17 protein-coding genes are annotated in these 17,059 nt (G+C 54.9%); 10 read left to right on the top strand and 7 right to left on the bottom strand.

The genetic code is table 11. The features are described 5' to 3' along the window. Positions 1 to 20 precede the first annotated feature (20 nt). From F6R98_RS01815 to F6R98_RS01800, 4 genes are all read right to left on the bottom strand, one after another. A complete protein-coding gene (locus tag F6R98_RS01815) occupies positions 21 to 1,091 on the bottom strand; it encodes a ferritin-like domain-containing protein (RefSeq protein ID WP_153247494.1) in 1,071 nt (356 codons plus the stop codon). Positions 1,092 to 1,247: 156 nt separating this feature from the next. Continuing rightward, positions 1,248 to 2,504, bottom strand: a complete 1,257-nt coding sequence (locus tag F6R98_RS01810) for a Dyp-type peroxidase (RefSeq protein WP_228125036.1) — start codon at positions 2,502 to 2,504, stop codon at positions 1,248 to 1,250. After that, positions 2,501 to 3,481, bottom strand: coding sequence for an NHL repeat-containing protein (locus F6R98_RS01805; RefSeq protein ID WP_228125035.1), 981 nt, complete (start codon positions 3,479 to 3,481; stop codon positions 2,501 to 2,503). The genes F6R98_RS01810 and F6R98_RS01805 overlap by 4 nt, the downstream gene beginning before the upstream one ends. 208 nt (positions 3,482 to 3,689) lie before the next feature. Beyond that, positions 3,690 to 5,165 (bottom strand): carbohydrate porin, encoded by a 1,476-nt coding sequence (locus F6R98_RS01800; protein WP_153247493.1) that lies wholly within the window; start codon positions 5,163 to 5,165, stop codon positions 3,690 to 3,692. Between the two features lie 1,134 nt (positions 5,166 to 6,299). Here F6R98_RS01800 and F6R98_RS22370 point away from each other — a divergent pair. Further along, a complete protein-coding gene (locus tag F6R98_RS22370; RefSeq protein ID WP_265588122.1) occupies positions 6,300 to 6,422 on the top strand; it encodes a hypothetical protein in 123 nt (40 codons plus the stop codon). A gap of 6 nt (positions 6,423 to 6,428) precedes the next feature. On the opposite strand, the gene F6R98_RS01795 is transcribed toward F6R98_RS22370, so the two are convergent. Continuing rightward, positions 6,429 to 7,265, bottom strand: a complete 837-nt coding sequence (locus F6R98_RS01795; protein ID WP_153247492.1) for an amino acid kinase family protein — start codon at positions 7,263 to 7,265, stop codon at positions 6,429 to 6,431. A gap of 11 nt (positions 7,266 to 7,276) precedes the next feature. Next, a complete protein-coding gene (locus F6R98_RS01790; RefSeq protein ID WP_153247491.1) occupies positions 7,277 to 8,089 on the bottom strand; it encodes an amino acid kinase family protein in 813 nt (270 codons plus the stop codon). Positions 8,090 to 8,407: 318 nt separating this feature from the next. Between F6R98_RS01790 and modA the strand changes: the two genes are divergently transcribed. The 3 genes from modA to modC are packed head-to-tail and all read left to right on the top strand — an operon-like array spanning position 8,408 to position 10,942. Next, a complete protein-coding gene (gene modA / locus F6R98_RS01785) occupies positions 8,408 to 9,160 on the top strand; it encodes a molybdate ABC transporter substrate-binding protein (RefSeq protein WP_194270090.1) in 753 nt (250 codons plus the stop codon). Positions 9,161 to 9,189: 29 nt separating this feature from the next. Beyond that, a complete protein-coding gene (gene modB / locus F6R98_RS01780; protein WP_228125034.1) occupies positions 9,190 to 9,852 on the top strand; it encodes a molybdate ABC transporter permease subunit in 663 nt (220 codons plus the stop codon). A 4-nt stretch (positions 9,853 to 9,856) separates the two neighbouring features. Further along, positions 9,857 to 10,942 (top strand): molybdenum ABC transporter ATP-binding protein, encoded by a 1,086-nt coding sequence (gene modC / locus F6R98_RS01775; protein ID WP_153247489.1) that lies wholly within the window; start codon positions 9,857 to 9,859, stop codon positions 10,940 to 10,942. Between the two features lie 68 nt (positions 10,943 to 11,010). On the opposite strand, the gene F6R98_RS01770 is transcribed toward modC, so the two are convergent. Continuing rightward, positions 11,011 to 11,400 (bottom strand): recombinase family protein, encoded by a 390-nt coding sequence (locus F6R98_RS01770; RefSeq protein ID WP_194270089.1) that lies wholly within the window; start codon positions 11,398 to 11,400, stop codon positions 11,011 to 11,013. Between the two features lie 424 nt (positions 11,401 to 11,824). On the opposite strand from F6R98_RS01770, the gene vnfD reads away from it, so the two are divergent. The 6 genes from vnfD (at position 11,825) to F6R98_RS01740 (ending at position 16,963) form a co-directional block, all read left to right on the top strand. Then, entirely contained in the window at positions 11,825 to 13,249 is a 1,425-nt protein-coding gene (gene vnfD, locus F6R98_RS01765; protein ID WP_153247487.1) for a nitrogenase vanadium-iron protein, alpha chain, read from the top strand. Next, on the top strand, positions 13,246 to 13,590 hold the full coding sequence (gene vnfG / locus F6R98_RS01760) for a V-containing nitrogenase subunit delta (RefSeq protein WP_228125033.1): 345 nt from the start codon (positions 13,246 to 13,248) through the stop codon (positions 13,588 to 13,590). The genes vnfD and vnfG overlap by 4 nt, the downstream gene beginning before the upstream one ends. Before the next feature lie 51 nt (positions 13,591 to 13,641). Continuing rightward, positions 13,642 to 15,069, top strand: a complete 1,428-nt coding sequence (gene vnfK / locus F6R98_RS01755) for a V-containing nitrogenase subunit beta (protein ID WP_153247486.1) — start codon at positions 13,642 to 13,644, stop codon at positions 15,067 to 15,069. Positions 15,070 to 15,205: 136 nt separating this feature from the next. Continuing rightward, positions 15,206 to 16,096: a hypothetical protein gene (locus tag F6R98_RS01750; RefSeq protein WP_153247485.1), complete on the top strand. Its 891-nt coding sequence runs from the start codon at positions 15,206 to 15,208 to the stop codon at positions 16,094 to 16,096. A 175-nt stretch (positions 16,097 to 16,271) separates the two neighbouring features. Then, positions 16,272 to 16,736 (top strand): nitrogen fixation protein, encoded by a 465-nt coding sequence (locus F6R98_RS01745; protein WP_153247484.1) that lies wholly within the window; start codon positions 16,272 to 16,274, stop codon positions 16,734 to 16,736. Positions 16,737 to 16,765: 29 nt separating this feature from the next. Further along, positions 16,766 to 16,963: a 4Fe-4S binding protein gene (locus F6R98_RS01740; protein ID WP_153247483.1), complete on the top strand. Its 198-nt coding sequence runs from the start codon at positions 16,766 to 16,768 to the stop codon at positions 16,961 to 16,963. The last annotated feature ends 96 nt before the right edge of the window (positions 16,964 to 17,059 follow it).

Here is a 17,059-nt window from a genome sequence, read left to right as displayed (position 1 = left end):
CTCCTGAAATAAATCGCCTTTCAACCGATGAAACGAAAACACGGACCGTAATTCCCGCAGCCCGGATTATTCGCGCTGATCGGTTGTTTCATCAAAGCTACACCGATGTCCTTCATTTCGCGCATTTGCATGACCGAATCCGCAAGATTGCGCTGACTCCCGCGGGTTAATGCCGCATCCAGACTTTTCAACATGGCGCTATAACATCGATCGAAGGCATGGATCGACTCCCAGACCGGGGCGGGTAGGTCTTGCCGAAGATAGCCGCCTGACGGTATATCCGCCATTGGATAGACAGACGGAAAGGCCACGACATCGCCATGGAAACCCCATGCTTCGCCGGGCTTCTGAACAAGCCGTCTCCCGTGGTGCAGTTCCGCAAAGCGGTAATAGTGAGCAAGTCCATTGCCCTTGGCATTCATTGGCGACGATGGGGTTCCAGATCCCTGATGTATGATTTCGTTGATGGCTGAATCGACATCGTCAAGGGAATGCATCGTAAATAACCCCAGCGAACCCTCAATCTGGCCGGTGCTTGCAAACCTGGGCCTCAAACGCTTGAATACTTGCCAGATTTGCGAGTAGAACGCCCCAATAGTGGATGATTGCTCGCTGTAAGCCGTGTCGGAAACAACAGGCGCTTCCGGATTCTCGATCGCCATGAAAACATCCAGGGTGGATGGGGTGAGCCTTCTCAACGCAGCCGTCATGCCGGGATGAATCCCGCCAGGCAACGCACCCGGATACACCGGCACCGAGCCTGGCGAACAGATATCCGGTCTGCCGCCGATGGCGCTGAGCATGTTGCAGGCAAGACCCATGTGCAGCATTTCCTCTTGAACGATGTCGAGCAGGGTATTTCTGGCCGGGTCTGCGGCATCCGTAATCGACCATGCCGCGCACAGGTATAGCGGGATCGTGGCAAATTCCAGTTGAATGGCGGTTTGTAGCGCATTCCTTAACCATGCGATGTCCTGACCATGATCGTTATGTATCGCGCCCGGTGTTGCAGCCGCGCCACTTACAGGCGCAAATAGAGATTGGCCCACGCCCGCCAAACCCATTTTAAGTATGTTTCTTCTGCTAACCATGCATTCACTATCCAGTCAGATAACGAATGCGCCAGACCGGATTCCGGCACTGGCGATTTGCATGACCATGCTGCCGGTCGCATCTGAAATATCCGAATTGCGTACAGCTTGGATCGTAATTGCTACCCGGATTGAATCGAAACGAGTACTTATTCATCATGAGAACAAATCCTGCCCTATGAACTCGCCGGGTTTTACGCCATGAGGACAGGCAAACAGCCCGCTTCCGGTATGGGTGGTGAATTGGTTGAGCATGTCGATCTGCGCCATTTTGGTAAATAACTTGATAAAACCCGTTCTTGGATCGCGCTGGTAGCACTGAAACAGTAATCCGGCATCAAAGGTGACAAGTTGACGCCAGGGCGGCCAGCGTTCATTGATATGCATAATCCCGTTATCGTATGAGAAAGCTCGTCTTAAAATCTCCGTGCCGCCATTGTTTTCCGGAGCGGAAAGAGCGGCATGAGAATATTCGTTGATTACCGGTTTGCCGTTTTTCCCGGTCCGCTTTAATTCAAGATCGTCGAATTCCTTGTTCTTGCCTATCGGCGCGCCAGAGACTTTATGCCGCCCAACGGTCTCTTCCTGGAAAGACAGCTTCATTTCATCCCAGTGCTCCAGAGAAATCCGAATGGGCCGAATCACCATGTAGCTTCCGCCGCGCATCCATTGCGGGCCTTCTTCGCCTACCCAAATATGCTTATCCATTGCTTTGGCGTCTTTGGTGGATACATTGAGCGTTCCATCCTTGAAGCCCATTTGATTCCTTGGAGTTTCATTTGCCTTGAAATCACCGTTGAAGCCCGTCTGCGCCCAGCGCATCACGGCAACGCCGTTGGCCAGCCTGGCCAGACGTCTGACCGCATATTCGACAACCTGAGGATCATTGGCGCAAGCCTGAACGGACAAATCTCCTCCGGTGCGTTCAGGTATCAACTGGTCGCCGGTAAAACCTGGTAAATCAACGAGCGCTTCAGGGCGTTTTTTTGCAATACCAAAACGATCAACGCCCTCCTTTTCGAAAAGCGTGGCTCCAAAACCAAATGTCAGCGTCAATCCGGATGTAGAAAGTCCAACTGCGGCCCCTGAAGATTTACCGGGCTGATTCGGATCGGCTTTAGGATCAAACCGCTCCGGGCCGGCCGTCATTTCCGCTGAGGCGAGCGTCCAGGCATTCAGCAGTTCGATCAACTCTTCCCGCTTCGAACTCACCACATCAAAAGCGATAAAGTAGGTGTGTTTTTGAGGCGGCGTTGAAATGCCGCCTTGATGATCGCCCCAGTAAGGTTCAACAGCACGGCCGGGTTTCAGTTCAGCCGAAAGCGCATGTTGCGACAGAAATACAACGAGCATCGCAACGATGGCGCATTTCAGAACAAGAAAAGGATGTTTTCCGGTTTGCTTACGGTTCATGGCGTGGCGATCCAAAGTGCATTAATGTCATCCGCTACGAAATAAAATCCTTTTTTATCGGGAGCCCAGGCAAGCCCGAATAAATTGCCGTTTCCGGGCGGTGATTGCGCCTGATTGGCATTCGCCCAATAAGCGTACAATTGCTTACCTGCGACAGGGTCCACCTCGACCACCTGGCCATTTTTACCATTATTAACAATAAGATGACCTTGATCAGTCATGATCATCGCCAGCGGCCAGGCGAGCAGGCCGTCTTTAGTAACCGGACGGCCCTTGCCGGCGCTATCGGTTCTTGTGCTTGCGTTGGAAATAGCAGTGATCTCGTTATCCAGCCCATCGGTGACGTAAAGCGTATCGTCAGGCCCCAGAGCAAGTCCGGTCGGACCAAAGAGGAAATTGGATATGTCCGCGCGTTGTGAAAAACCGTTGCCGATGACGGTCTCCCGCTCTATGACGGGCGGCTGTCCTTTCGGAATGGTTAATTCCAGACGCAATACTGTTGATTGGTTGACGATAACCGGATATTGGGTTTGCGGGTCGATAACTTCGAAGGAAGGAACGCCAAAACCGGCCATACTGATAAAAAGCGTTGCCTTGTCGCCTTTATCGATTGTGGCCATATTTCCCCATGGTCCGTTAATGTTGGGACCGGCCCATGTTGCAACATGCTTTCCATGAGCGTCAAAAACCAGAAGACAGCCATCGCCTTTGGTACGGGTGCTTCCATCGGTGCTGGGCAGGCTGCCGACAATTATCCAGCCAGCCTTCAGCATGGTCATCGCCGTCGTCAGCCCAACGCCGCCCGGACATTCCTTCAATTTTTGGGACACTTTGGCAAAAAGTTTGCTTTCTTTTGTGCCGGGACGATAGCGAATAATACTCGTGCCTTTTCCCTGAAGGTTGGCGACATCATTAAAGTTGTCGACCAATACATCATCCTTTTCAATCGCCCCGATGGATACCGGAGCGACAACCACAGCATAGGGGTTGCCGTCGCCGGTTTCAACGCTGGTCGGAGTCAAAAACTGGTTTCGGTTGATTGTTTCAAGGAAGCCTTCGGACTCGGCAAATGCCGGTGTCGATAATGCCGAAATTAATGCAACTCCCAGCGTAACCATGAAAATGGGCCGAGAAAGAAGCGCGTGCGGAAAATCATTTGTCATTGATGGCTGCTCCGTAACAAGTTTAGAAAAATATATTGGTTCTTATACCCAGCACCAATTCATTCTGGACACGGGAAGTTGGGCTGCTGGGCAAAGGCACTCCGGCTCCGGGGTTAAAAACATACTGCAGATCGGGTTGAATCTGTATCCATTGTTTCAACTGATATTGGTAAGTCAACTCGATAAATGACTCGCTGCTCTGAACCGGCGTTGCGTTGCCGCTATATTGAATGGCGTCCCGTTCCGATTGAGCGACGCTGCTGCTTACCACGGCAAGTCCATACCCTAACCCAACGGTATCGAATGGCCGGTTGCGAAAAGGGCTATGCATCAGCAACCCGGCATTAACACTGACACTGATCAGGTTTCTATCACCAAGCGGCGTACCCATTACTCGTGCAAAAACAGATAAGTTACGATCCGGATATTGATCGTGCCGCCAAATCAATTTATCCGCAACGGCGTACAAGGCATAATTTCCCTGATGTTGCAAAGGGGCTCCGCTGCTATAGGGGTTAGCCAGAGACAGTCCGTCCTGATCAACCCGCATGTCCGCAAAGTCGTTGGTGTTGTACCAGCCGCCAATCTTGTAAGTCCAGCCCAGCGCATTGGCTTCGTCAGGTTTCACCATGCTTCCCACAGCGGGATAAGAATATTGCAATTCGGCAATAAAAAGTCCGCCACCGTCAAGCGGGAAGCTCGTTCCGTGCCGATTTTGACTTTGAGGGTCGGTCCCATTGTCGTTTTTAACCGGGTTGCCGTTGAAAACGCCGGCCAGGATGGTCAGTTCGTTGATCGGGCGCGCTTTGAAGCGGATACCCAGGGACGACAACGGATAAGCCGGCCCGCCCGAAGGCATGTCGGCCGAAGGCAGCATCGGCCAGCCGAACATGGTATTTACGAAATAGAGGGCATTGCTGCTGACGATCCATTCCTGATCGAGACTTTGTTGTCCAATCCTGATGCTGAGACGATTCTGATCGAGTAATTTCTGATCGTACCAAAGCTCCCAGAGCCTGACCGACGGGTTTCCGACTATGCCGCTGGCCGTTTGCAGGGTTTCGAGGTTGGCGACGCTGAGATTGCCCCCCCAAAGATTGAGAAAACTGACATTGGCCAGGCCGCCGTAAAAGTTAAACGCGCGCTGCGTGTCCAATTGGCCGATAACCTGGGTTAAACCGTCGAACCTGTATCCTGTCTGCGTACCGCCGGTCACGTTGCCGAAATTTTCAACCGTTTCAATAATGGCCAAAGAGATGCCATAAGAGCTTAACTTTGTTCTCAATCCCCACATGTCACCCAATAGAACACTACTTCTGTTTATGCCGCTCAGAAACCCGAAAACCCCCTCGGATTTTGCGAATTCTTCATCGGCCATGTCGGAAATATGGCTTGGTGGTGGAATTGCATGTACTTGCCCGCTCGATAGCAGAACCGAGCATAAGCCAAACAAAACGATCTTGAGCAGTTTTACAGGATGATACATAAGACCGTCCATAATGAGATTCAATATACGATCAAATGATAATGATTCTCACATAGAAATACAAGCATATTCTGCAAACCTGACTCCCTGTCCCGTCGTACCCAGGGATATCACATACAAGCCAATGACTTACTATCCCCATGGTCAAGTAACGTGAAGCGTATCCACTACAGGCCAAAACCCGCGACGCCGGAATCAAACAGGCTAAATACTTATCCGTTCTAGAACAAATTAAAGCCGACAGGGAGCGCGCCGTAACGCGGCTGGCGCCGAGCGAGCTGTCTGCAGCGCGCAAGTGTCGCTCCGCCAGCACTTGGAAGAAACGAGAAACGTCTCCGGCAGCAAAAAACCACGCAGGAACAGGCGCAGCAGCGCCAGGAAAGGGCAGCGGATCACGCCCTCAAAGTGTTCAAGGAGGAACAAGCCGTCAGTTGCGAAAAAGCCTACGGCTACAACGACAGCGGCCTGTACAGGCACAGGCAAGCGATACTGGAGGATGTGAAGCAAACAATAATAAAGGTACGAACGGCTTACTTAGGTTCTGCTGACGTTAAACGGAAAAGAGGAATGCCTATATCAATGAGTTGTGATAGGTTATAAAACAAGGTGATTAGCACTAATGCTCACAAGCCATTGATTACTCGTGCAGGGCGGAAATCAGCTTGTCCTTATAATTCCAGGACTTCCATTGGTCGAATCCATACTTTCGTGCATTTCAGTGCTAATCACCTAAAACAATACATCGACATTCCTGCTGGGTTTACCCGAATCCGGACGCCACGGATGGATCAGAGCAACGTCCCTGTCGACCGGACCGGGTGCCGTCATTCCATGACGGCATGACACTAGCTCGCGATCAAGTGTCCGCGGCATGTCAACAGACCCTCGACATTTCAACACGTTCCGCCCAATGTACTGCGCGCGGAATGGATAAGTTTTTATCCAAGCAGCGATTGGACGGATCCTGCCGTTTTGTCCAATGTTCCTGTTGGCTGTGACGGCGAATACTGCTTTATTGAGGCAAATAGGCAAGAACAAGCTGCAGCGAACGAGTCTGTTTATTATCAGTTCGCTGGAAAGGTTGAAAGAAAGATGCAGGCCGGGCGGCGCCACCGAACCTGAATATCACCCGTCAAGGAGGCGGGGATGTCCCGCATCTTCGAGTTTGCCGGTTCGGTAGGACTCGTGTTCAAACCATATGAAGGATGCACCAGCATCGCAAAACTGCCGCCAAGCTTTCGCCGGTGCATGAACGGCGTCGCCGGTTGAGTTTATTCAAGCGGGACGAACGCCTGTATGTACGATCGTCCCGACATGCTCACCGCGCAACGCAGCAGTGAGCCGGCCAGGCACGAGCCCATTCACAACCTGAACACGCTCGATGTGACGCGCGGTCGCCATGACTTCAAGGAGTGCCGGGTCGAGCGGCAGCGTGCCTCTATGATTGGCGGCGAGGTCGGCGGCGCTCGTTTCTCGAAGCAACTGCGCCCGCTCTCCGCCGGGAGCCCTGGGGTCTGCGGTGTAAACCCCGTCCACGTCCTCAATGATCGTGAGGCCTGCCGCGCCAAGTGCGTCGGCGAGCAGGAAAGCGCCCGTGTCGGCACGGTGAATCGGGATGCGCGAACCAGGAAACTCGTGGTGATGGTAAGGGGGGAAGGCGCTCCCCACGACCGCGCGGGCTGCGGAAAGGTGGATCGCGAGCTGGGTCGCGATAGTAGGGTGCTCTATGTAGGAGACCCCTTCCGGCGCCAGCAACGAAGCCAGAATATGGCCGTTCTGGCCGGCTTCGCTTGCGGCAAGCGGGGCAAGCGAGCCGACCGGCAGACCGAGATCAAGGCCGACGCTATAGAGATGGCGGGCGCGAATGCCTGCGCCGGTCAGAATCAGCAGACGGTGCTCTGGCAGCAGTTTGCGGAGTTCGTCTACGATCGGGAGAATTGCGTCGGCGCCGCGGTCCATGATGGAGCGTCCGCCGATCTTGACGACCTGCAGCCAGGGAAGGAGCCGTATCGGTCGCACGCCCGCGACTGGACGGGTGAGGTCACCGTCCAGAAGCGTCTGGCGCGCGAGCGGCGAGGCGACGTGTTTGATCGTGTTGGTAGTGTCAGCCATGGCAGTGGTTCTCAGCTTGCAGTGATGATGGTGCCGACATGCTCGCCGGCGAGCGCGCGGGTCAGGTTGCCCGGAACGAGGCCGTTTACAACCTGAACCTGGCGGATATGGAGCGCTGATTTGAGCAGATCGAGCATCGGGAACTCGAGGATGGAGTCGTGCAGTTTCTTCGCGATCATCTCATCGACCGAAATTTTCGGAATAAATGTGGCGTTTTTCGAGGTTTTCGGATTTTCGGTGTAGAGTCCGTCCTCGTCCTTTACGAAGATCATCGCCTTGCAGCCGAACTGCTCGGCGAGGAGGAAGCAGCCCGCGTCGGTTCGGTAGGGTGGGATGACGCCCTCGGCAGGAGGGCGCATCCAAAGATTGTAGGGCGGCATGCCGCTGAAGATGACGGCGTTCACTTCGGCAAGGTAGAGCGGAACCGCCGAAAGCCCGGCGCCGTCGACCGCAGAAATACCGTGCTTGGCAAGGAGTTGCCCCAGCATGGCGGCGTTCTGGTCGGCAACCGAGGCACCGAGCTGCGAAAGCACGCCTGCCGGCAGATTGAGTCCTGCTGCGATCGAGTAGAGGTGGCGGGCCCGGGTGCCTGCGCCGGTGCCGATGAGCAGCTTGTGCGCCTTGCGGGCGGCGACGATCTCGTCCACCAGCGGGTACACTGCCGCGCGGCCGCGGTCGATGACGCTCTGTCCGCCGATCTTGATCACCGTTGCGTCGGGCAGAATTCGGAAATCCGGCGCCGCCGTTGCCGCTGCCTGAAGCTGTGCGTCGGTCAGCGATCGCTGCATAAGGAGCTCTTCGAGCTCGGTTGTTGTGTCGGTCATGTGGGATCCCTTTTGTTGTTGCGATTCACTGTAGGCGCTACTCGGCGGTGCCGCAAGCGCTTCAGACAACGCCTTGATGAAACAGGGTGGCTTTCGAGAGGCTGTGCGGTGATTGCCTGGCGTACCTGTCAAACACCTCGTAGGTCCAATATAGCTCATAGTTTATATGGATTCAATCGCAAGTAGTTTGTGAGTGCCGTGGAAACTGATATAGTAAGTTATACATATCGCGGGCGGTCGCCAGGACGACAAACCCGGCTCCCCTTTGGTCTGGAACTGGACCCAGTTCCGCCGATTTACTTCAATATTAAGGTACTTATGATCCGCTCCCTGTTGCTCTTACTCGTTCTCCTTTCAACATCCTCCATGGCTATTTCCGAGGAGGTGCAAGTGGCCGTGGCCGCCAATTTCGCTGTTCCCCTGCAGAAGATTGCAGCCGATTTCGAGAAGGACACAGGCCACAAAGCGATTATTTCATCCGGGGCGACGGGTAAATTTTATGCGCAGATTAAAAGTGGCGCCCCTTTCGATGTTTTGCTGTCGGCGGACGATACGACAACGGCCAAATTAGAGGGCGAAAGCATGACAGTAGCCGGCAGCCGTTTTGTTTATGCCATCGGCAAACTCGCATTATGGAGCGCCAAGCCCGGTGTTGTCGATGATGATGGACGGATTCTGAGTACCGGCCGTTTTTCCCATTTAGCAGTAGCCAACCCTAAAACCGCGCCCTATGGGGCTGCCGCAATCGAAACCATGAAGAACCTCGGTGTTCTTGAGAAACTTTCGCCCAGGTTGGTGCAGGGCGAAAACATCGCTCAAACCCAGCAATTCATCTCTACGGGCAATGCCGAACTCGGTTTCGTCGCCTTGTCCCAAATTCAGGATAACGGCAAGCTCGCGAACGGCTCGGTTTGGATTGTTCCCGCCGGCCTCTACTCCCCGATACGACAGGAAGCGGCGGTTCTGGCCAAGGGCAAAGGGAAAGCCGCCGTATCTGCCTTGATGGATTATTTGAAGAGCGACAAAGCCAAGGCCGTTATTAAGGGTTTTGGCTACGACTTGCAAGGATAAGAAACTTGGCAGCGCTGAACATTGCCGACTTGTCGGCCATCAAGCTGACGTTGGAGCTGGCCTCCCTTACCACGATTTTGCTGCTCCTGATCGGAACCCCCATCGCCTGGTGGCTGGCCCGTACGCGTTCACCGTTCAAGGGACTGATTGGCGCGGTCGTGGCGCTGCCTCTGGTACTGCCGCCGACTGTGCTCGGTTTCTATATGCTGGTTGTAATGGGGCCGCAAGGCCCGATTGGCTACCTGACTCAAATGCTGGGCATCGGGATTTTACCTTTCACCTTTCCCGGCCTTTTGGTGGCCTCGGTCATCTATACGATGCCGTTTGTAGTGCAACCTGTTCAAAACGCTTTCGAAGCCATGGGCGAACGTCCCGTGGAAGCGGCAGCCACATTGCGCGCCGGGCCGTGGGATACGTTCTTTTCCGTGATTTTGCCGTTGGCAAAGCCCGGTTTCCTTACTGCAGCCGTTCTCGGTTTCGCCCATACAGTCGGTGAATTTGGCATTGTTTTGATGATCGGCGGCAATATTCCGGATAAAACCCGGGTCGTGTCCGTTCAGATTTACGACCATGTGGAGGCAATGGAGTATACCCAGGCGCATTGGCTCTCCGGCGGTATGGTTTTTTTTGCTTTCCTGGTTTTGTTTGCGCTCTATACCTTCAACAATTCCGCTAAAGGGCGAGGAAGATAAGCTGATGAGCACGGGTAACATTCAAGCTTCCTTCTCCGTACTCCGCGAGGGTTTCCGTCTGGGAGTCGATTTGCAAGTGCCGGGACAAGGGGTGACAGCCCTCTTCGGCCATTCAGGTTCGGGAAAGACGACAGTGCTGCGTTGTATTGCCGGTTTGGAGCGGGTGCCGGACGGTTTTCTTTCCGTTAACGGCGAGATCTGGCAAGACGATTGCAAAAGCATTTTCCTACCCACCCACCGCCGGCCTTTGGGTTACGTTTTTCAAGAGGCCAGCTTGTTTGCACACTTATCGGTCCGTAAGAATCTTGAATTCGGGTTAAAACGGGTACCGCAAACATCTCAAAAAGTTGCGTTCGATCAGGCTTTGGAGCTATTGGGCATTGAATCCCTGCTGGAGCGGAAACCGGCAAGCCTGTCCGGCGGCGAGCGGCAACGGGTCGGAATTGCCCGCGCGCTGTTAACCAGTCCCAGGCTGCTGCTGCTTGACGAACCGTTGGCGGCGCTGGACAAAAAGCGGAAGGACGAAATTATTCCTTATCTCGAACGTTTGCAAAATGAGTTATCCATCCCGCTCATTTATGTCAGTCACTCCATGAACGAAATCGCCCAATTGGCCGACTTTCTCGTATTGTTGGATCATGGTAGCGTTATAGCCAGCGGCCCGCTGCAGGAAACGCTTGCAAGACTCGACCTGCATGGCAGCTTCGCTGACGATGCGGGCGTCGTCCTGAAAACCGTTGTCGCGGCCCATGAAGACGCCGACGCTTTGACTCGACTCGATTTTACCGGAGGCTCAATCTACGTGGCCGAGCGTCCCGAGCCGTTGGGACGTTCTGTTCGTTGCCGCGTGCATGCACGGGATGTCAGTCTGACCTTGGAAAAACCGGTTGCGACAAGCATCCTGAATCTGGTTTCCGCCACCGTAGTCGGTGTAGGAGAAACCGACAACCCCGCTCATGTCCTGATTCACCTTAATACATGCGGATCAGCGCTGCTGGCCCGCATTACCCGCCGGTCGCTTAAGTCTCTGGGTATTGCCGAAGGCATGACTGTCTGGGCGCAAATCAAGGCCGTTGCTTTATTGAACTAACTCGGCCGGCGGCGCCAGTATATGCCCCATGAGCCAACCGGATGCGCTTTCGGTGTCTATGGCTTCAGTCAAGCCACTCTCTGCTTTTGCAGATCGGCCAGCACCGTGACCAGGTGCGGCAGCAACCCCGGGCCAAGGCGGCCGGGCTTCCAGGCGACGAGCGTATCCCCTGTCCTCAATGATCCAAGGCTACGGGTCAGTTCCGACCGCTTGCTCAATGCGCCGATAGCTGTGTCGGTAAAGATATATTCGCAACCCGCCATTCTGAGGGCGGCAATGAGTTCTCGCTCCGAGCGGGAGAAACTCGCGATCAATACCGCAAAACCAATACGCGCAGCATCTGACGCGATAAATCCATATAGTCGGCTCATGCAGCACGCGGCGGAACGTTTACATGGGCAAACGTACTTTTTAGAACGATTAAGAGAGATCGTTTTCTGGCAGTAGCCAGATTTCATGACTGAACTCCATGTGACGCTTCCATTGCCATGATTGGCTTTAACCATAAGCTTGCCGCGCGCCGGCAGCCGTATTAAACGCAGCGGACGCATGCCCGAAGCGCTTCACCCTCCCGAGTTCTCCCGAATACCGCAGCGAATTTAAAACTGGCATGGAGCATGCGTTGTAAGAATTGCTGTAACTATTCAGTAAGTGCCGTTGAGCCATGTTCGAAGCAGTCGGAAGAGAGGCAAGCCATTCGAGACATGCTGCAAGTCCGTCCCGGAGAGCTATCTGCGCCCATTCGTGGGCGCAGAAGGCCTCGCCTTGACTCACCTCACTTCCCGCTCCAGCGGGTTTGCTGAATCGTTACGCGTTGCTGTTAACTGTCATTACTCTCGGTTTTGCCGAAATCAAAACCGAACCACTAGAGGAGTCAACACCATGCCCATGGTCTTATTAACTTGCGACAAGGATATTCCGGAGCGCCAGAAGCACATTTATCTGAAAGCGCCGAACGAGGATACCCGCGAATATCTCCCGGTAGCCAACGCCGCGACCATACCGGGAACCCTGTCCGAACGCGGATGCGCGTTCTGCGGCGCCAAACTGGTAATCGGCGGCGTGCTCAAGGACACCATACAAATGATACACGGCCCGCTGGGCTGCGCTTACGACACCTGGCACACCAAGCGCTACCCGACCGATAACGGCCACTTCAACATGAAATACGTCTGGTCCACCGATATGAAGGAAAGCCACGTCGTATTCGGCGGCGAAAAGCGTCTGGAACAGAGTATGAACGAAGCCTTCGACGAAATGCCGGACATCAAACGCATGATCGTCTACACCACCTGCCCTACTGCGCTGATCGGCGACGATATCAAGGCGGTGGCAAAAAAGGTGATGAAAGATAGGCCCGACGTCGATGTTTTCACCGTGGAATGCCCCGGCTTCTCCGGCGTCTCGCAGTCCAAGGGACACCATGTACTCAACATCGGCTGGATCAACGAAAAAGTAGCGACGCTGGAACCGGAGATCACCAGCGATTACACGATGAATTTCATCGGCGACTTTAACATTCAGGGCGATACCCAGCTGCTGCAAACCTATTGGGACCGGCTCGGCATCCAGGTCATTGCGCACTTTACCGGCAACGGCACCTACGATGCGCTGCGCGGCATGCACCGCGCGCAACTGAACGTGGTGAACTGCGCGCGCTCGTCCGGCTATATCGCCAACGAACTCAAGAAGCGCTATGGCATACCACGTCTGGACATCGACTCCTGGGGTTTCAGCTACATGGCCGAAGGCATACGTAAAATCTGCGCGTTCTTCGGCATAGAAGAAAAAGGCGAAGAGCTGATCGCCGAAGAGTACGCCAAATGGAAATCAAAACTGGATTGGTACAAGGAACGCCTGTCGGGAACCAGGATGGCGATCTGGACCGGTGGCCCGCGCCTGTGGCACTGGACCAAATCCGTCGAAGACGACCTCGGCATCCAGGTGGTGGCGATGTCTTCCAAGTTCGGCCACGAGGAGGATTTCGAGAAGGTTATCGCTCGCGGACGCGAAGGCACGTACTACATCGACGACGGCAATGAACTGGAATTCTTCGAGATCATCGAGCTGGTCAAGCCGGACGTCATTTTCACCGGCCCCCGCGTCGGCGAACTGGTAAAGAAGCTGCACATACCCTACGTCAACGGGCACGGCTACCACAACGGCCCCTATATGGGATTCGAAGGTTTCGTCAATCTGGCTCGCGATACCTATAACGCGGTCTATAACCCATTGCGCCATCTGGCCGGCGTCGATATCCGCAACAAGTCACTGGAAACGCCGACGATCCGGCGGGAGGCGGCATGATACTGGAAGACAAAATCGAAGATCTGTTCGGCTATGTGCAGGAACGCTGTTTATGGCAGTTTTTCTCGCGCACCTGGGACCGCCAGGAAAACATCGACGGCGTACTCAACCAGGTAGCTGCCCTGCTCGCCGACAATGAACCGGAACGGGACACGCCAATGAAAAAGCTCCACTACGCCGATGCGAAAATCATGGTCAGCGACTTGAAGGAGCGTTACCCATGGCTCAGAGGCATAGACGAAATCGAGAGCCGCGTGCTGCTCGACGGCCTGAAGGCGCGGCTGATAGATACCGCCATAACCCGTTCCACCAACCGGGAACTCAGCCATCACTTGTATTAATCAAGCGTACAGCGGGCGGGCCATTCCGTCCGTTCCGCAAAGGAGAAACTCATGAGCACATGCGAATGTGAAGCGGTCGAACACAAACCGGCCGAAGTAAAACTGGTCCCGAAAAACCGGGGCGGCATCATCAACCCGATGTACGATTGCCAACCCGCCGGGGCGCAATATGCCGGCATCGGCGTCAAGGACTGCATACCGCTGGTACATGGCGGGCAAGGCTGCACCATGTTCGTCCGTCTGTTGTTCGCCCAGCATTTCAAGGAAAACTTCGACATCGCTTCCACCTCCCTGCACGAGGAATCAGCCGTGTTCGGCGGCGTCAAGCGCGTGGAGGAAGGCGTGATGGTACTGGCCAAGCGCTATCCCAACCTGCGCGTAATTCCGATCATCACCACCTGTTCCACAGAAGTGATCGGCGACGACATCGAAGGCACCATCAAGAACTGCACCCGCGCGCTGAAGGCCGAATTTCCGGACCGCACCGTTCATCTGGCGCCGGTGCACACCCCCAGTTTCAAAGGCAGCCACGTCACCGGCTATGCCGAATGCGTGAAATCGATGGTGAAAACCATCGCTCAAAAGGGCGAGCCGACCGGCAAGTTCAACCTGTTTCCAGGCTGGGTCAATCCGGGAGACATCACGCTGCTGAAGTACTATCTGAAGGAAATGGGCGCGGACGCGACGCTGTTCATGGATACCGAGGAATTCGATTCGCCGATGATGCCGGACAAGACCATCACCACACACGGACGCACCACGGTGGAAGAACTTCGCGACAGCGCCAACGCCACCGCGAGCCTGTGTCTGGCCCGTTATGAAGGCGCAACCACCGGCGAATTCCTGCAAAAGGAATTCGAAGTCCCCTATCACCTGGTGAACACCCCTTACGGCATCAAGAACACCGACGACATGCTGCGCAAAATCAGCGAGATTTCCGGCAAGGATATTCCCGCATCGCTGGTCAAGGAGCGCGGTATCGCGCTGGATGCGCTGGCCGATCTCGCCCATATGTTCTTCGCCAACAAGAAGGTCGCGATTTTCGGTCATCCCGACCTGGTGTTGGGACTGGCTCAGTTCTGCCTGGAAGTGGAGCTGGAACCGGTGCTGTTGCTGATCGGCGACGACCAGGGCAGCAAGTATAAAAAAGATCCTCGCATCACCGAACTGAAGAACACCGCCCATTTCGACATGGAGATCATTCACAACGCCGACCTGTGGGACCTGGAAAAGAAGATCACCAAGGGCGAAGTCAAACTCGACCTGATCATGGGCCATTCCAAGGGGCGCTACATCGCGATCGATGCCAATATTCCAATGGTTCGCGTAGGTTTCCCTACCTTTGACAGGGCCGGCCTGTACCGGAAGCCCACCATCGGCTACAAGGGCGCCATGGAATTGGCGGAGATGATCGCCAATGCGATGTTCGCGCATATGGAATACACCAAAGACCGGGAATGGATATTGAATACCTGGTAAATCGCTAAAAGATCCTGATGGGTATGCGCTTATTACCCACCTATGCTACGGCATACCGGCACGCGCTGCCGGTATGCCCGCTTAATTTATCAGCACCGGGAGCTTACCCTCCCGTACATGCAATAGAGGGACGAGAATGAATTTTCTCGACGAAATAGTGGCCGGCTATTCGACCCGCTTCGGGCAGCGCCACCACCTGCCCGAATACCGGCAGATCGAACTTTACAGCAAAAAGAAAAAGCTGGCCTTCGCCGACGAACCCTTACAGCGAATATGGCCGGGAAACGCGTTGTCCACGGAAGCGGCGTTCATGTTGCTGGAAACGCAGCTGATTTCACGAGACCCGTCGCTGGAGGATCAGCTCAGCTGGCAGAGATACCTTGCGTTGCCGCGCGGCACCGTGACCGAGAAACTGGTAGCCGAAGTTTACCGGCTGTTGCGTATCCATCACATCGCCGGCGTGTTTCCCGAAGGCCATATGGAACTGGACGACGGCCTGCTCCACATCAGCTGCACTTACCGGCGTTGCGCTCTGGCGCTGGTTCTTACTCCCGTGGGGCTGGAATTGCTTGAGTCCTTCGTCTTCTACTATCTGGACTCTTTTAATCAACCCTACAGCGAAAGTTATGTCGAGGCGATGCTGACCCAGTATTACTTCGATATCGTCGGCGAAGTCAAACGCTTCAGCGACGAGGATCGCATCCTTTACCAATTCAGACAGGCGATGCCGATGAATCGCCATTTCCGTTTCGACAGCGACCATCCGCGTTATCGGGTCGCGGAAAACAATCTGGCCATCGAGATCGGCGGCTTCCACTCCGATCCGGCGCGCTACCCGATCGACTTTTATCTGATCTTCGAGGATAGCCTGCATATCATCCCGGTCGAAGCTTTGCGCCGTGAGAGCCTGCCGCTGGACTCGTTGCCGCGCTGGCGTGCACGTACTGCCGGCGGCCTGCTGCTTCCGGATCGCTTTCGTCAGCGCTTCGGGCGCGAAACCGTGGTTGTCGGTCTACCGATGAGTTGAGGCCGACACCCGGAACTACCCCATCAAACATCCCTCAGGACATGGCGAAAAATAACTTCCCGAATTGCACCCCGTTCGCCCTGAGCCTGTCGAAGGGCCGTTCATGGTTCAACATGCTCGCCACAAACGGGAAAGTTATTTTTGACCATATCCTTAAATTGTCAGGAGCTCTATCATGCCCGAATCAGGACATCTGAAAATCGCCATCGCCACCAACGACCTGCTGCAGGTCGACGCCAATTTCGCCAGCGCGCGCCAGTTGGTGATCTACGACGTCAGTGTGGATTCATCCGAATTTCTCGACTGCGTTCAATTCAAACCCGGCGCCAAAACCGTCGGCGCCGGTAAGAAAGGTCCCGGCGGCGGCAAGGGCTGTTCCATGGGCGACCCCGGCGGCGGAGTGAGCCAGGAACACATGAACGAGCGCGTCGAAGCCGTCAAGGGCTGCGCGATCCTGTTCAGCAAGGGCTTGAGCGACCTGCACGCGGTCAGCGTGAAGAATCTCGATGTCTTTCCGGTAAAAATGGAAAACAGCCGTGAAATCCCGGAAGTCATCGAATATGTCCAGCGCATGATCGCCCGCCCTCCGCTATGGATGAGGCGGGCGATGGGATATATTCCGGTCGAACAAGAGGCCTGAGCGCAAAAAACAAAACGGGAGAGCTTGAAATGCCCATGAGAATCATTGCCTCCGAATGCACCGCATGCGGAGAATGCGCCGCCCTCTGCCCCAGCGACGCCATCGTCGAAAAACGCGGCTACTACAGCATCAATGCCGCCGCCTGCACCGAATGCGACGGCATAGCCGAGCTGCCTCAATGTCTGGAGGGGTGTCCGGTGGGAGAGGATTGCATCGTCTATACCTGAAGCAATAAGGGGTACCATGCAAATCGCGTAGCGAACACCTAATCCCCTCCCCCGCCGGACGCGGTGCAAGCGTTTGCATGATAAGGGCGATGCTTG

Source organism: Candidatus Methylospira mobilis (assembly GCF_009498235.1).
Lineage (GTDB): Bacteria > Pseudomonadota > Gammaproteobacteria > Methylococcales > Methylococcaceae > Methylospira > Methylospira mobilis.
This window is presented reverse-complemented; position numbering and strand designations above follow the sequence as displayed.

What these genes read in the sequence shown, in the direction of transcription:
- F6R98_RS22370 (WP_265588122.1), top strand. Translation starts at nt 6,300, where the DNA reads ATGTCCCGCATCTTCGAGTTTGCCGGTTCGGTAGGACTCGTGTTCAAA.
- F6R98_RS01800 (WP_153247493.1), bottom strand. Translation starts at nt 5,165, where the DNA reads ATGGACGGTCTTATGTATCATCCTGTAAAACTGCTCAAGATCGTTTTG.
- modC (WP_153247489.1), top strand. Translation starts at nt 9,857, where the DNA reads ATGAGCACGGGTAACATTCAAGCTTCCTTCTCCGTACTCCGCGAGGGT.
- modA (WP_194270090.1), top strand. Translation starts at nt 8,408, where the DNA reads ATGATCCGCTCCCTGTTGCTCTTACTCGTTCTCCTTTCAACATCCTCC.
- F6R98_RS01745 (WP_153247484.1), top strand. Translation starts at nt 16,272, where the DNA reads ATGCCCGAATCAGGACATCTGAAAATCGCCATCGCCACCAACGACCTG.
- vnfK (WP_153247486.1), top strand. Translation starts at nt 13,642, where the DNA reads ATGAGCACATGCGAATGTGAAGCGGTCGAACACAAACCGGCCGAAGTA.
- F6R98_RS01770 (WP_194270089.1), bottom strand. Translation starts at nt 11,400, where the DNA reads ATGAAATCTGGCTACTGCCAGAAAACGATCTCTCTTAATCGTTCTAAA.
- F6R98_RS01750 (WP_153247485.1), top strand. Translation starts at nt 15,206, where the DNA reads ATGAATTTTCTCGACGAAATAGTGGCCGGCTATTCGACCCGCTTCGGG.
- F6R98_RS01740 (WP_153247483.1), top strand. Translation starts at nt 16,766, where the DNA reads ATGCCCATGAGAATCATTGCCTCCGAATGCACCGCATGCGGAGAATGC.
- vnfD (WP_153247487.1), top strand. Translation starts at nt 11,825, where the DNA reads ATGCCCATGGTCTTATTAACTTGCGACAAGGATATTCCGGAGCGCCAG.
- F6R98_RS01810 (WP_228125036.1), bottom strand. Translation starts at nt 2,504, where the DNA reads ATGAACCGTAAGCAAACCGGAAAACATCCTTTTCTTGTTCTGAAATGC.
- F6R98_RS01790 (WP_153247491.1), bottom strand. Translation starts at nt 8,089, where the DNA reads ATGACCGACACAACAACCGAGCTCGAAGAGCTCCTTATGCAGCGATCG.
- F6R98_RS01795 (WP_153247492.1), bottom strand. Translation starts at nt 7,265, where the DNA reads ATGGCTGACACTACCAACACGATCAAACACGTCGCCTCGCCGCTCGCG.
- vnfG (WP_228125033.1), top strand. Translation starts at nt 13,246, where the DNA reads ATGATACTGGAAGACAAAATCGAAGATCTGTTCGGCTATGTGCAGGAA.
- F6R98_RS01815 (WP_153247494.1), bottom strand. Translation starts at nt 1,091, where the DNA reads ATGGTTAGCAGAAGAAACATACTTAAAATGGGTTTGGCGGGCGTGGGC.